This window comes from Tardiphaga sp. 709, from assembly GCF_032401055.1.
Lineage (GTDB): Bacteria > Pseudomonadota > Alphaproteobacteria > Rhizobiales > Xanthobacteraceae > Tardiphaga.
This window is the reverse complement of sequence record NZ_CP135529.1, coordinates 830,383-843,581: the sequence shown is the minus strand read 5'-3', so window position 1 is coordinate 843,581 and position 13,199 is coordinate 830,383. Positions and strand designations below refer to the sequence as shown.

At 61.0% G+C, this 13,199-nt stretch carries 14 protein-coding genes; 10 read left to right on the top strand and 4 right to left on the bottom strand.

Going from position 1 to position 13,199, the window contains the following annotated elements:
- The gene (gene sugE, locus RSO67_RS04420) at positions 1–315 is read right to left on the bottom strand and encodes a quaternary ammonium compound efflux SMR transporter SugE (protein WP_315842525.1); all 315 of its coding nucleotides are present in this window, start codon (positions 313–315) and stop codon (positions 1–3) included.
- Positions 316–521: 206 nt separating this feature from the next.
- On the opposite strand from sugE, the gene RSO67_RS04415 reads away from it, so the two are divergent.
- Both RSO67_RS04415 and RSO67_RS04410 read left to right on the top strand, forming a co-directional pair.
- Positions 522–2,141, top strand: coding sequence for a peptide chain release factor 3 (locus RSO67_RS04415; protein WP_315842524.1), 1,620 nt, complete (start codon positions 522–524; stop codon positions 2,139–2,141).
- A 220-nt stretch (positions 2,142–2,361) separates the two neighbouring features.
- A complete protein-coding gene (locus tag RSO67_RS04410) occupies positions 2,362–3,960 on the top strand; it encodes an ATP-binding protein (RefSeq protein WP_315842523.1) in 1,599 nt (532 codons plus the stop codon).
- A gap of 676 nt (positions 3,961–4,636) precedes the next feature.
- Here the strand turns inward: RSO67_RS04410 and RSO67_RS04405 are convergent.
- Positions 4,637–5,095 (bottom strand): SRPBCC family protein, encoded by a 459-nt coding sequence (locus RSO67_RS04405; RefSeq protein WP_315842522.1) that lies wholly within the window; start codon positions 5,093–5,095, stop codon positions 4,637–4,639.
- Between the two features lie 404 nt (positions 5,096–5,499).
- On the opposite strand from RSO67_RS04405, the gene RSO67_RS04400 reads away from it, so the two are divergent.
- On the top strand, positions 5,500–6,735 hold the full coding sequence (locus tag RSO67_RS04400) for a GGDEF domain-containing protein (protein ID WP_315842521.1): 1,236 nt from the start codon (positions 5,500–5,502) through the stop codon (positions 6,733–6,735).
- Positions 6,736–6,831: 96 nt separating this feature from the next.
- On the opposite strand, the gene RSO67_RS04395 is transcribed toward RSO67_RS04400, so the two are convergent.
- Positions 6,832–7,497: a VOC family protein gene (locus tag RSO67_RS04395; RefSeq protein ID WP_315842520.1), complete on the bottom strand. Its 666-nt coding sequence runs from the start codon at positions 7,495–7,497 to the stop codon at positions 6,832–6,834.
- Positions 7,498–7,695: 198 nt separating this feature from the next.
- Here RSO67_RS04395 and RSO67_RS04390 point away from each other — a divergent pair, with 198 nt between their 5' ends.
- Both RSO67_RS04390 and RSO67_RS04385 read left to right on the top strand, forming a co-directional pair.
- Entirely contained in the window at positions 7,696–8,301 is a 606-nt protein-coding gene (locus RSO67_RS04390; protein WP_315842519.1) for a hypothetical protein, read from the top strand.
- Positions 8,302–8,363: 62 nt separating this feature from the next.
- The gene (locus RSO67_RS04385) at positions 8,364–8,741 is read left to right on the top strand and encodes a hypothetical protein (RefSeq protein WP_315842518.1); all 378 of its coding nucleotides are present in this window, start codon (positions 8,364–8,366) and stop codon (positions 8,739–8,741) included.
- A 71-nt stretch (positions 8,742–8,812) separates the two neighbouring features.
- On the opposite strand, the gene RSO67_RS04380 is transcribed toward RSO67_RS04385, so the two are convergent.
- A complete protein-coding gene (locus RSO67_RS04380; protein WP_315842517.1) occupies positions 8,813–9,808 on the bottom strand; it encodes a tripartite tricarboxylate transporter substrate binding protein in 996 nt (331 codons plus the stop codon).
- Between the two features lie 150 nt (positions 9,809–9,958).
- On the opposite strand from RSO67_RS04380, the gene RSO67_RS04375 reads away from it, so the two are divergent.
- From RSO67_RS04375 to RSO67_RS04355, 5 genes are all read left to right on the top strand, one after another.
- Positions 9,959–10,543 carry an NnrU family protein gene (locus RSO67_RS04375; RefSeq protein ID WP_315842516.1) on the top strand — a complete coding sequence of 195 codons (585 nt, stop codon included), beginning with the start codon at positions 9,959–9,961 and terminating at the stop codon, positions 10,541–10,543.
- A 4-nt stretch (positions 10,544–10,547) separates the two neighbouring features.
- On the top strand, positions 10,548–11,396 hold the full coding sequence (panB, locus tag RSO67_RS04370; protein WP_315842515.1) for a 3-methyl-2-oxobutanoate hydroxymethyltransferase: 849 nt from the start codon (positions 10,548–10,550) through the stop codon (positions 11,394–11,396).
- Between the two features lie 95 nt (positions 11,397–11,491).
- Positions 11,492–11,746 carry a hypothetical protein gene (locus tag RSO67_RS04365; RefSeq protein WP_315842514.1) on the top strand — a complete coding sequence of 85 codons (255 nt, stop codon included), beginning with the start codon at positions 11,492–11,494 and terminating at the stop codon, positions 11,744–11,746.
- 171 nt (positions 11,747–11,917) lie between these two features.
- Positions 11,918–12,571, top strand: a complete 654-nt coding sequence (locus RSO67_RS04360) for a tetratricopeptide repeat protein (RefSeq protein WP_315842513.1) — start codon at positions 11,918–11,920, stop codon at positions 12,569–12,571.
- A 72-nt stretch (positions 12,572–12,643) separates the two neighbouring features.
- A complete protein-coding gene (locus RSO67_RS04355; protein ID WP_184517489.1) occupies positions 12,644–13,195 on the top strand; it encodes a hypothetical protein in 552 nt (183 codons plus the stop codon).
- The last annotated feature ends 4 nt before the right edge of the window (positions 13,196–13,199 follow it).

Below are 13,199 nucleotides of genomic sequence, written 5' to 3'. Positions count from 1 at the left end.
TCATGACACCAGCTTCAGCCCGGCAATGCCCGCCACGATCAGCCCGATACAGGCGATCCGCGCCACCGTCGCTGGGTCGCCGAACAGGTACATGCCCAGCGCTGCGGTGCCGACCGCGCCGATGCCGGTCCACACCGCATAGGCGGTTCCCATCGGCAGTTCCTTGAGGGCGAGTGCGAGCATGCCGACGGACGCAGTCATGCTGATCAAGGTAAGGACGGAGGGGACGAGGCGGGTGAAGCCTTCGGTATATTTGAGCCCGACGGCCCAGCCGACTTCGAGCAAACCCGCGATGAACAGCAACAACCAAGCCATGGAACGGCCTCCTGATGAAAGTACAGGGCCGTCCCTGCAAGCAAAGGTTTCCCTTTGCCGGATGATGATGATTTGGAGGTCGTCCTCGCAGGGGTTATATGGGACCCACGCAGCCGGATCGCAACGCGGCCGATGGTCGCCACTTCGGCCAGTTTCCCGCCCAAAATCCCTTGATTGCGCCCGTTTTCCCTGCCACAGGCACGTTTATGTCCGATATCGCCCTTTCCGCCGACTCAGCCGCGCGTTCCCCGCTTGCCACTGAGGTCGCCCGCCGCCGCACTTTCGCGATCATCTCGCATCCTGACGCCGGCAAGACCACGCTGACCGAAAAGCTGCTGCTGTTCGGCGGCGCCATCAATCTCGCCGGCCAGGTCAAGGCCAAGGGCGAGCGCCGCAACACGCGTTCTGACTGGATGAAGATCGAGCGCGACCGCGGCATCTCCGTCGTCACCTCGGTGATGACCTTCGAATTCCAGGGCCACGTCTTCAACTTACTCGACACGCCGGGCCATGAAGACTTCTCGGAGGACACCTATCGCACGCTCACCGCGGTCGACTCTGCCGTGATGGTGATCGACGCCGCGAAGGGCATCGAGGCGCGGACGCTGAAGCTGATCGAGGTTTGTCGTCTCCGCGACATCCCGATCATCACCTTCGTCAACAAGATGGACCGCGAGAGCCGCGATGTGTTCGATCTCCTGGACGAGATCGAGAAGACGCTGGCGCTCGACACCACGCCGATCAACTGGCCGGTCGGCCGCGGCCGCGATTTCATGGGCACTTATGATATCGAGACCGGTGGCATCCGCCTGTTAGAGGGCGGCGGCGCCAAGACCGGCGCAGCCGAGAAGATTGCGATTGCCGATCTCGCCGGGCGCAATGCCAATCTCGATGTCAACGAGATCACCGAAGAACTGTCGCTGGTGAAGGAAGCCTCGAAACCGTTCGATCTGCAGTCGTTCCGCGAGGGCCATATGACGCCGGTCTATTTCGGCAGTGCGCTGCGCAATTTCGGCGTCGGCGATCTGCTCGAAGGTCTCGGACGGTTTGCGCCATCGCCGCGCGCGCAGGAATCTAATTTGCGCAAGGTCGAGGCCGACGAGCCCCGGATGTCGGCCTTCGTGTTCAAGATCCAGGCGAACATGGATCCCAACCACCGCGACCGCATCGCCTTTGCGCGGCTTTGCTCGGGTAAGTTGACAAGGGGCATGAAAGCCAAGCTGGTGCGCACCGGCAAGAACATGTCGTTGTCGTCGCCGCAGTTCTTCTTCGCGCAGGACCGCGCCATTGCGGACGAGGCCTATGCCGGCGACGTAGTCGGCATTCCCAATCACGGCACGCTGCGGATCGGCGACACGCTGACCGATGGCGAGGACATCACCTTCATCGGCGTGCCCTCATTCGCGCCGGAAATCGTGCGCCGCGTGCGTCTCGGCGATGCGATGAAGGCGAAGAAGCTGAAGGAAGCCCTGCAGCAGATGTCGGAAGAGGGCGTCGTGCAGGTGTTCCGCCCGCGCGACGGCGCGCCGGCCTTGGTCGGCGTCGTCGGCCCGCTGCAGCTCGACGTGCTGAAGGCGCGGCTCGATGCGGAATATCAGTTGCCTGTAAGCTTCGAAGTCTCGGAGTTCTCGCTGGCGCGCTGGATTTCGTCCGAGGACAAGAAGAAGCTCGAGACCTTCATGTCCAACAACAACTCCGGCGTCGCGGACGATGTCGACGGCGATCCGGTGTTCCTGGCGAAGAACGACTTCTATCTGAACTATACGAAGGAACGCGCCGAGGGGATCGTGTTCTCTGATATCAAGGACGTGAAGAAGCAGGGGTGAGTAGCCACTTATCACCTGCAGTTATTTTTACTCGCGCCCGTCATCATTTCACTCCAAATGTTGCGCCGCATCCATGTTTGCTCAGAGCGAGATTTAAGTCCGTAAACTTTGCTGGCGGATCGGTCTTATCGTGCAACCACTAGTAGCGTAGAGTTGATTTTCTCTGTAGGTTTTTCCCGGGCTGATGCGCCGTGCGACATTGGCGGCAACGGGGGAAACGATGGTCACGCGTAAGACTGAGCTAGAAGAGATCGACGGTACACCGGAGAAGCGCCTCTTTCTCTCGATCATTAGTGACTACGATTTAAAGACCGGACTTTGTGAGTTAGTCGATAATGCCATAGATTTCTGGATATCCAACGATAAGAGCACCTCGTTAGAGGTCGAAATCATTTTGGATTTCAATAGGCAGATCATCTCTATTCGCGACAATGCTGGGGGAGTAAAAGAGCAAGATCTAAGATTGCTGATTGCGCCTGGAGCCACTGGTAATAAGTCGCACGAGGAAGTCATTGGTACGTTTGGAGTCGGGGGCAAGAGAGCGGGTGTCGCTCTAGGCGAGCTCGTTGAAATTCGTACGAGGTACAAAAGAGAGAAGAGCCTCGAAATTGATCTTACTAACGAGTGGCTGCAATCAGACGACTGGGCTCTTGCAGCTTACGAAATTCCGAATGTTGCGCCGGGGACTACATCAGTAGAGATTTCTAAACTTCGACAAAGTTTCGACGAGGAAGATATCGATATTGTTCGTGAGCATCTAAGTGAAACCTACGATTGGTTTATTCGTGACGGGTGCAAGATCACACTCAATGGTGAGGGCTTGTCACCAATCCGTTTTGATGTGTGGGCATATCCGCCTGGCTTTGAGCCAAAGGAGGCAGTTTTCACGATAACTCCTCGAGCTGAACAGAGTCTCAAGGTGACCATGACTGCCGGCCTGATTAGGGACCGAGTGCCGGAAAAGGACAATTACGGAGTATACGTCTACTGCAATCATCGGCTAATCGTTAAGGAGCTTCGTACGCGTGACGTTGGCTATTTCGTTTCTGGCGAGGCCGGCGTACCTCATCCAGACGCTTCTCTTTGTCGTGTGATTGTGCATGTCCAGGGTGCGCCAGATGTTATGCCTTGGAACAGTAGTAAGAGTGGCTTGAATTTTAATCATGCAGCATTTTCTCAGCTTCGCCCCACGCTTATCGGCTTGGTGAGCTATTTCAGTAGTCTATCGAGACGAACAAAGAACAATTGGGATAACGCTGTTTACCCACATGCCCGTGGTCGAGTGCAGACCATCGAGCCATCGGAAATATCAATTGGCAGGAAAATTACTTTACCAAAATTGCCGCGAACGCGAAAACCTGCGCGCATTGATGCCCTGAGGTCCAAGAATAAGGCGGTGCTTCGGCAGAAGCCTTGGACGCTAGGGCTGATTGAGGCAATGGGGCTGGTCGATCTAATATCGAAGCAAAAGCTTGATACAAAAAATAGAGTCGCTCTAATTTTGCTTGATAGCAATTTCGAGATAGCTCTTAAGGAATTTATCGTAAATCGAACTGATATATTTCCGCCCCACGTATACAATGACGCAAAGATTGTTCAATTATTTAAAGCGCGGCATTCTGTTATCAATGACGTGAAGCAGCATGTAAATTTGACTCCCGCACTTCTCGCGAAAGTTCAGCATTATTACAATCTTAGAAATAAACTCGTTCACGAGCGTGCAACTGTCGGAATCACAGATGCTCAAGTGCTCGATTATCGTAAGACAGTTGAAAAGGTTCTTAGGCTGTTATTCAATCTAAAATTCCCGTCTGACTAGCTGCTCTACTTTTTCTCCTTCACAATCCCTTGATATTCGCCAGCCCCAACTCCGCCTCCGCATCGATCTGCGCAATCATCTCTGCCGTCGGCGCCTTCGATTGCGCATGGTTGCGGACGGTGCGGGTGAATTTCGTGCCACCCTCGACTTCGTTGCAGGCATATGCACCACGATGGGGCCGATGACGCTCATGTGCGTCAGGCCGATCCAGAGCTGCGGGCGCTCGTAGGTAATTACCAGCCAGTCCAGCGCGACCGGGCCCGACCGCGTTGACCAGCGCTCGTGAAAGGTGTCACCGGAGCGTATCGGGCGGTCTTCGCAGTCGATGGCATGCGGCGAGGGCAGCTATTGCGGCCATGATTTCGGATTGGTGATGTAATCGAACACCGGCAGGTGAGGGACGACGCGTTGGACCTCGGCCTTTCGTAGGCCGATGCAGCTGTCTCCCGACAGAGCCAGGACGATCCGCCGGGTCGCTCCGGCGGATCTTGACCTGCTAGCGGTACGCAATACATGAACCGCTTGAGTGAACCGTATCGCTGAACTCTTAAAGAAAGATTCCTGCGCGCTAGGCGTGTCAGCAAATCTTGTGGGATGAAGCAACCCAATCGGTCGCTGCCCCAACATAGTTGTTTTGAAGTGGATATGAAGTTTGTGCGGCCTTCAGGCCGCAGCCTCAGGTGCCGAATTCCACGATCCTCTTGATATTCGCCAGCCCCAACTCCGCTTCCTCATCGATCCGCGCAATCATCTCCGCGGTCGGTGCCTTCGGCCGTGCCGGATTGCGTACCGTGCGGGTGAACTTCGTCCCGCCATCCACCACATCGCACACATATTGTACGACGATTGGGCCGGTGACGCTCATATGTGTCAGGCCGATCCAGAGTCGCGGACGCTCGCAGGCGATTACCAGCCAGTCCAGCGCGACCGGGCCCGACCGCGTCGACCAGTGTTCGTGAAACGTGTCGCCGAACCGCATCGGCCGGTCCTCGCAGTCGATGTCGTGCGAGGAGGGCAGCCATTGCGGCCACGATTTTGGATTGGTGACGTAATCGAACACGGCTTCGGGCGCAGCCGCGATCACGATGGAGTGGCTGCGCTCGAACGGATGCGTCGGTGTCTTGGGTGTGGTCATGGCTGGCAGTTCCTCCGCGGTCTGTTCGTGCAGTTGTGAACGGTCTTGTTCTTGATGAGCGCGCAACGGCACTGCGTATTGTGTGTTGAGGCTTTGTCGGGGAAGATGGGTACCTGGGTCAAGCCCGCGTATGACGTATGAGTTGAGCGATAAACTCTCCCCACGTTTTGGCCGCGCGAAGCGCGGCTTCGCGAGATGACCCGGCCATCCATCTTCCCTTGTGAGCCAGGCGGCTGACGATGCATTCGCGGCGTATGACGTCGAGGCGTGAGGAACCCCGTTCCCATCAATCGACTCGCATTTGAGGCATTTCCGGTCAAATTTGATAGTGTTCTTTGGCTACGAGGCACTGATGCCCGGGTCGTGCATCACGACGGCCTGGCCTATTGGAAAGTTTGAGCGAAATGGATGGGGTCATCGTCAAGACTACGCTCCAACTGATAACGCCGGGAATATTGTTTGTCTTCGGAGCTGCCTTCGTCTGCGCGTGGCTCGTCGAGAAGAAGCGCAACTACCTGCTGTTGCTGGCCGGCGCGTGCGTCCTGTTTGCCCTCGGTGCGATGTCGCAGATTTTGAGTTGGCCGCCCGGCGCGGGGCCCAACGCCATCGTCTCGGGCGCGCTCTACACGTCAGCGGTGATCGCCGCCGTGGAGGGCATCCTGCTGCGTTCGGGCAAGCCGTTCGGCCCAATCATCGATATGGCGATCCTGGCCGTCTTCGTCCTGCTATTCGCCTATTTCTTTTATATCGACCGCAATCTCGTCGCCCGGGTCTACATCCAGAATTTCGGCTACGGCCTCCTGATGGTGATCGCAGCGTGGCGGCTCACCGCTTTGGCGCGCGGGCGGACTGTCGACCGGGCTTTGTTCTGGGTGCTGCTGCTGTTTGGGGTGCACTTTTTTCCGCGAACCCTGCTCACGGTCGGATTTTCCATGCCGGTCGACAGAACTGCTTTCGCCAATTCGATGTTCTGGCAAGCACTCCAGCTTTCGCTCGCCGTGCTCGGCGCCGGCCTGGCGCTGGCCATCCTCGCCGCGGCGGTGTCCGACATGATCGACGATCTCCGTCGCGAACGCGATCTCGATCTGTTGACCGGCATTCTGAACCGGCGCGGCTTTCAGGAACGGGTATCCGCCCATCTGCGCAAACACGGACCGAGCCGTGCTGCGCTCGCCTTGTGCGACATCGACAACTTCAAGAGCATCAACGACACCCTCGGTCATGACGTCGGAGACGATGTCCTTGGGGAGGTGGGGCGCATGCTGTGCAACGCGTCGCGCAAACGCGACATCGTCGGGCGGCTGGGCGGCGAGGAATTTGCGGTGTTCCTTCCGGATACGGACGAACAGGAAGCGGTTGATTATGCCGAACGGTTGAGGATCGCGATCGAGCAGAACAGTTTCGCCGTCCCGGGGGGAGCGAGGCAGGTCACTGCGAGCTTCGGCGTGGGGACGCTGCGGCCGGGAGATAGCTGGCCGAGCCTGTACAAGCGGGTCGATGGGCGACTTTACGAAGCGAAGCGGACCGGCCGCAACCGCACGATCTCCCATGCGCTATCGAGCGCCTCCGCCGACGCGCCTGTCGCCGGATCCGGATACGCGCTCCCGCAGTTGCAGAGCCAGGACAGTGCCCGCCTATGACGTCGAGTTCGGTTCCGCAAGGATGGGGTGGGGTTATCCAGTTTTGCGTCAGACGATTCAGTTGCGACGTATTCCATGTGCCGTGCGATGCGGCCGCTATGTCGGCAACGACTCGCCGCTCTGCTCGCGCACGATATAGTCGGCATACCAGTCCGGCCAGTTCTCGTCATGCTGGCCGCCAGTGCGCTTTTCGTGTTCGCCATGCGCGATCGCCGCTCGCCGCAAGGCGGCTGCAAGGTCAGCAGATGAATTGAAAGTCGTGGCACTGGCGTCGATGCGTCCGGGCAGTCGCGTGGTGATCTCCTGAAACAGCCAGCCGTTGCCGTCCGGGTCGCTGAATGATGCGAAGGAGCGATAGCTGGCCCGCGCGGGATCCGGGCCATTCACCCGAAGTCGCCCGAACAAATAGGGCTCGTCCGGCCCGACATTGACATCTCCGGCGTGGAAGGCGTCGCTCACCTTGACGCCGCGGCCGAGCAGGTCCGCACGGGCGGCCTCGATGTCGGAGACGATCAGATACAGACCCTGCGCCGATCCAGGCGTCGCGGCGGTGACGTTCTTGCCGAAGATGACCGAGCAATCCGACCCCGGCGGCGTGAACTGGATCACGCGATAGTCGGCACCGACCACGAAGTCGGCGTCGAGCCTCCAGCCGAGGTTTGCGTAAAAACTCTTGGCCGTGTCGACATTGGACACGGGAATGACGACGATTTCGAGCTTCATGGTGACGGAAGTATCACGGTGCACCTGGGGACTGCTCATGTCGGTCTCCTGAGGTTGGGGTGTGATGACGACGACGTGTGGTGCCGGGCTGCGCGCGGGCGCAACAATGTCTGCAATCGGTCGTTCGGCCGGCGTTCCGTTTGTTGGTCTGCTCGTGCGGTTGTGACCCATCCCGATCTTGATGACGCCACACGCCTGTATCATTTCAGGTGAGGGCGCATTTGCAAGGGTGTCCGAATGACACGGAACCTCACATTGCTGTTGATCGCCGGCGTAGTGGCGGCATTCGCCGGCCAGGCGGAGGCGCGGCGGCTGCGCGCCGGCGATGCAGTGCCGTTTTCGCACAGGCCGTGCAGCGTGCTCGATGGCGAGCCGTGCACGCCGTCCACCTGCAGCGTGTTCGATCATGGGCCGTGTATTCCCGAGATCGATTATCCGATCGGCCAGAACCTGCAGGTCACGGTGCTGAGCGTGCCGCCGGGCGATCAGCAGGCTCTCTACCGCCGGCCCGATCATGATCTCGATACGATCGGCGACCTGTTCGCTACCTTGCGGTCGTGCTGGTCGCCTCCCGCGACGGACGCTGCGCGTGCAGGCATGCAGATGTCGGTGATGTTCTCGTTCAACACGGCCGGCACGCCCATCGCGCCGCCGCGGGTGACCTTTGCCAGCAAGGATGCGCCGCAGGACACGCGCGACACCTATCTCAAGGCCATCAACGCCTCGCTCCATAGCTGCCTGCCGTTGAAACTCACCAAGGGTCTCGGTGGCGCGGTCGCCGGGCGCCCGATCATGATCCGCTATGTCGATAACCGGGAGTTGGAGAAGCAGTCTGGGAAGTAGCGTGTGGCGTGAACCGCTGAGCCACCCGCCGCGACGAAGGGGAAATCACTCCGGAGGCGGCGATGTTTGGACGCAGGTTCGTGTTGATTGCGACGATTGTTGGCGCTGTCGGTGCGCTCACCGGCGGCAGCGCGCTGTTGTTCTGGCCCGAGCCCGACAACTGGACCGAGGAAGCCAAGGCCTGCGTCGGCGACAAGTATGTCGGGTTCTGGCAGGACAACGGCAAGTATTCGTTCAAGATGGATTTTGAGAACAACTGCGCCCGCAAGATCGCCTGCGGCATCGACGTCACGGTAACCAACGCCAAGGGCTCGGTGAAGGACCACGGCACGGTGATCATCCCCGCACGCGGCCAAACACCGAGCGAGGCGAGCTACAGCATTCCGACCTCGTCGTCGTCCGGCATGGCGCAAACCGCGCGAAACTGCCGGTTCGTGTGACGGTCTTTCTTACCTCGCCCCGCCTAGCGAAGCTTCGCTTCGCGCGGGGCGGGGCGAGGTTAGGAAGTCCCTCAATCGATCCTGATCTTCGCCGCCTTGATCACCTCGGCCCACAGTGCCTTCTCGTCGGCCATGCGCTTGCGGAGCTGATCCGGCGTGGTCGGCGACGGCGTGATGAGCTGCAGCTTCAGTTTCTCGATCACGGCGGGCTCGGCCAGTGTCTGCGTCACTTCGGCATTGATCGTCGCCACCACTTCCTTCGACAGCCCGCCCGGGCCGACCAGCGCATTCCAGGCGTCGGACTGCACGTCGATGCCGCTCTCGGTGAGCGTCGGGACGTCCGGCAGGAACGGCGAGCGCTTCGCGGTGGTGACGGCGAGAATCTTCACGGCGCCGGTGGCGAGCTGCGGCGTCACGCCGATGGCGGGGAGGCACGCGACCATCACATCGCCGCGGATCAGCGCGGTGGTCGCTGCGGGGGACGACGGGTAGGGGATGTGCACCATATTGGCGCCGGCCTTCTGCGCGATCGCTTCCATGCAGAGCTGCGACAGCGTGCCGACGCCGATCGAGCCGTAGCCGAGGCCCTTCGGATCGGCTTTGGCCTTGGCGAGGAATTCCGCGACCGTATTGACGCCGAGGCTGGTCGGCACCGCGAGCACGCTGGGGAGCTGCGTCAGCAGCGTGATCGGCGCGATGTCGGTGTCGGGATTGTAGGGCAGCTTGGCAAACAGCAGCGTGTTGATGGCGAGCGGGCCGCCGAGCGAGATGCCGATGGTCGAACCATCAGGTGTAGATTTGGCGATGGCGTCGGTGCCGATATTGCCGGAGGCTCCGGGCTTATTCTCCACCACGAAATTGGTGCCGGGATGCCGCGCCTGCAGACTGTCGGCGAGCACGCGGCCGACGATGTCCGGGCTCGCGCCGGCGCCGAATGGCACGATGATGCGCACCAGCTTGGGCGGCCAGACGGGTGTCTGCGCGTGCGCTGCGAAGGGCAGCGTTGCGAACAACAGCGCTGCGAGCGCAAGGCGAAAGCGGTCAGATGTCGTGTCGTTTCGCAGCATTGCGTGCGTCCCCTGAAAAGTGATACCCGGAAGCCGTCTGACCGGCGCCAAAGGCGGCTAAAATCCGCTGGCCGGGCGGGACCATAGTGGGAATTTCAGGGCGGGCAACCCATCCGGCACGCAACCGCCCGGGCGAGAGGACTGGACATCATGGGACTGATCGTGATGATCCTCGGCCTCGTGCTGTTTCTCGGCATTCACCTGTTCATCATCAGGCGCGAGGCGCGCGCGCAGTTGATCGCGCGTCTGGGCGAGAGCGTCTACAAGCTCGGCTTTGCGCTGATCTCCGCCGTCGGCCTCGCGCTGATCATCTGGGGCTTCGCGCAATATCGCGCGACTGGCTGGATCAATGTCTGGACGCCGCCGCTGGCGATGAAGCACATCACCGTCGCGCTGATGCTGCCGGCGGTTATCATGGTCACCGCGTCCTATATCCGCGGCCGCATCTACACCACGCTGAAACATCCGATGCTCGCCGGCATCAAGCTGTGGGCCGCCGCACATCTGCTCGCCAATGGTGATCTCGGCTCGATCATCCTGTTCGGATCGTTCCTGGCCTGGGCGGTGATTGATCGCATTTCGCTGAAGCATCGCGCCGATGCCGGCGGTCCGCCGATCCCGGTGGGCGGTCCGATGAATGACGCGATTGCGGTCGCGGTCGGCATCGTCGCCTATATCGCTTTGGGTTTCGCCTTCCATCCGGTGGTGATCGGCGTTCCCGTGTTCGGAGCTTAAGTTCATGTCAGTTCAGTCGGCCATCAAGCGCAAGACGGCACCAGATATTCTCGCGCGCAAGAACGGCGAGCCGATCGTGATGCTCACCTCGTATCATGCGCATACGGCCTCATTGGTTGATCGCTATTGCGACGTGATCCTCGTCGGCGACTCGCTCGGCAATGTCATGCACGGTTTTGAGACCACGATCCCCGTGACGCTCGACATGATGATCCTGCAGGGCCACGCGGTGATGCGCGGCTCCAAGCAGTCGCTGGTCGTCGTCGACATGCCGTTCGGCTCCTATGAAGCGTCGAAAGAGCAGGCGTTTCATTCCGCCGCGCGCATTCTGAAAGAGACCCATTGCGGCGCCGTGAAGCTTGAGGGCGGCGCCCGCATGGCCGAGACCATTGCGTTCCTCACCGAGCGCGGCATCCCCGTGATGGCGCATATCGGCCTGACGCCGCAGTCGATCGCAGCGCTCGGTTCGTTCCGCTCGCAGGGCAAGGAAGAGGCCGAAGCGATTGCGCGCGGTGAGAACGTGCCGGGGCCGATCCAGAACGATGCGATTGCTATCGCGCAAGCCGGCGCGTTCTCGGTGGTGATTGAAGCGGTGGCTGAACCGCTCGCGCGAAAGATCACCGAGACGATTCCGATCCCGACCATCGGTATCGGCGCGAGCTCGGCTTGTGACGGTCAGGTATTGGTGCTCGAAGACATGCTCGGCCTGTCGGCGCGGGTGCCGAAATTCGTCAAGCGCTACGGCAATCTTGGACCGATGATCGAGGCGGCCATCGAGGGCTACGCCACCGATGTGCGTTCGCGCGCGTTTCCGGGGCCGGAACATGTCTATGGTGGCAAGCCGAAGGGCTGACGCACGTTTGACGCAAGACGGTCGCAGGATGTTCGCCGGAATTTTGCGGTTCGGCCGGGGTTGAAAGAGCAGGGGCAACGCGAAGGATGTTGATGATGAAGGCCTTGAAGTTGCTGAGCTTTGTCGCCGTTTTGGCGCTGCTTCCCGCGGTTTCCCACGCCGATCCGGCCAAGAAGGAGCGGAAGCCCCATTATCGTGTCGAGGAGCCGCGTCCGGTCGTAGGCCCGCTTAACGACACCCGCGGCAATGCGGCGCTGGGCGGCAACAACGCCAACTCGGCCTTCGGCGATAACAGCGCCGGGTCCAATGCCAATGGCCGCACCAGCGGCGGTGCCGGCGGCATGAACTGACGGGCCTAAAAGGCATCGTTCGAAATTAAGCATTTCGGGATAACGCTTTGATCGCGCTGGCTTTGCCTTGCCAGCGCCATAACGCTAGGGTATCGCCGCCGCCATGCCGGAGCGTATATGCCCGGCGCCGCTCGGGGTGAGCGCGGCCCATCGGGGACAGGATACCTTTAAGTGTCTGAATTATTTAATGAAGTCGACGAAGACCTGCGTCGCGAGCAGCTCAAGAAGATCTGGGAGAAGTATTCGCTCCTGATCATCGCAGTCGCGATTCTGATCGTGGTCGGCGTCGGTGGCTGGCGTGGCTACAGCTATCTTGAGGCCAAGAAGGCCGCCGTGGCCGGTGCGGCGTTCGACCGCGCGGTCGAGCTGGCCGAGCAGAACAAGCATGCCGAGGCGGAAGCCGCCTTCACCAAGCTCGCCGCCGAGGCGCCGTCCGGCTATCGCACGCTGGCGCGTCTGCGCGCCGCTGCTGAGGCTGCTTCGCGCGACCCGCAGGCCGCAGTGAAGCTCTATGACGACATTGTCGCAGACCGCACCGTTCCAGCACCTGAGCAGGATCTCGCGCGTATTCGCGCCGGCAGCCTGCTGTTGGAGACCACGCCCTATGAGGCGATGCAGACCCGCCTGGAGCCAGCGACGACCAATACCAGCACCTATCGCCATTCGGCGCGCGAGCTGCTGGCGCTGTCGGCATGGAAGGCTAACAACGCCGTGGCGACGCGGCAGTGGCTGGACATGATGTCCAACGATGCGGAGACGCCGGCGAGCCTGCGTACCCGCGCCGAAGCGTTGCAGGCGCTGCTGCCGCCCGCCGCGAAAAGCTGAGCAAGACAAGAGCGGAATTAAAGCTGACCTGAAGCCGATCGTTCAGATCACGAGTTGAGTGAGAAGTCGTCCATGCGCCCGATGCAACGCCTCGTTTCCGCCGCCGTCCTGATCGCGCTGTCCAGCGCGCTCTCGGGCTGCGGCAGCATGACCGGCTGGGACCCGTCCGACATGCTCGACTTCCTCGACACCAAGAAGAAGCTGCCCGGCGACCGCAAGCCGGTGTTCCCCGACGGCGTCCCCGGCCTTGAGCAGGGCGTGCCGCGCGATCTCTACAAGGAGAATGTTGAGCGTCAGCGCGCGCAGGAGGCTGCGCCCGTCGCAGCCGCCCCACTGCAGCCGCCGCCGGGCGCGCCAGAGCCGAAGGGCCGCAAGGCGAAGAGCCGTGGCTCTGTTCAGGTCGGCACCGTCCGTCAGGACGGCGCAGCGCCCGCCGATCCCGATGCCGCACCGGCCGAGGAAGGCAGCACGGCTGCCGCACCGCCTCCGCCGCAGGGCAAGAAGGTCGCCCGCCGCCGCAGCACCACCGCGCCGCCGCCGGATGAGCCGGCAGCAGCCGCACCGGCCCAGCAGGCCACCACACCATTCCCGGCACCAGTGCCGTCGGGCAGTTTCTCGCGCTGAGTTC

Excerpts from the sequence above, each read along its gene's own strand:
- RSO67_RS04390 (WP_315842519.1), top strand. The coding sequence starts at position 7,696 with ATGACACGGAACCTCACATTGCTGTTGATCGCCGGCGTAGTGGCGGCA.
- RSO67_RS04385 (WP_315842518.1), top strand. The coding sequence starts at position 8,364 with ATGTTTGGACGCAGGTTCGTGTTGATTGCGACGATTGTTGGCGCTGTC.
- RSO67_RS04415 (WP_315842524.1), top strand. The coding sequence starts at position 522 with ATGTCCGATATCGCCCTTTCCGCCGACTCAGCCGCGCGTTCCCCGCTT.
- RSO67_RS04355 (WP_184517489.1), top strand. The coding sequence starts at position 12,644 with ATGCGCCCGATGCAACGCCTCGTTTCCGCCGCCGTCCTGATCGCGCTG.
- RSO67_RS04410 (WP_315842523.1), top strand. The coding sequence starts at position 2,362 with ATGGTCACGCGTAAGACTGAGCTAGAAGAGATCGACGGTACACCGGAG.
- RSO67_RS04365 (WP_315842514.1), top strand. The coding sequence starts at position 11,492 with ATGAAGGCCTTGAAGTTGCTGAGCTTTGTCGCCGTTTTGGCGCTGCTT.
- RSO67_RS04400 (WP_315842521.1), top strand. The coding sequence starts at position 5,500 with ATGGATGGGGTCATCGTCAAGACTACGCTCCAACTGATAACGCCGGGA.
- panB (WP_315842515.1), top strand. The coding sequence starts at position 10,548 with ATGTCAGTTCAGTCGGCCATCAAGCGCAAGACGGCACCAGATATTCTC.
- RSO67_RS04375 (WP_315842516.1), top strand. The coding sequence starts at position 9,959 with ATGGGACTGATCGTGATGATCCTCGGCCTCGTGCTGTTTCTCGGCATT.
- RSO67_RS04380 (WP_315842517.1), bottom strand. The coding sequence starts at position 9,808 with ATGCTGCGAAACGACACGACATCTGACCGCTTTCGCCTTGCGCTCGCA.
- sugE (WP_315842525.1), bottom strand. The coding sequence starts at position 315 with ATGGCTTGGTTGTTGCTGTTCATCGCGGGTTTGCTCGAAGTCGGCTGG.
- RSO67_RS04405 (WP_315842522.1), bottom strand. The coding sequence starts at position 5,095 with ATGACCACACCCAAGACACCGACGCATCCGTTCGAGCGCAGCCACTCC.
- RSO67_RS04395 (WP_315842520.1), bottom strand. The coding sequence starts at position 7,497 with ATGAGCAGTCCCCAGGTGCACCGTGATACTTCCGTCACCATGAAGCTC.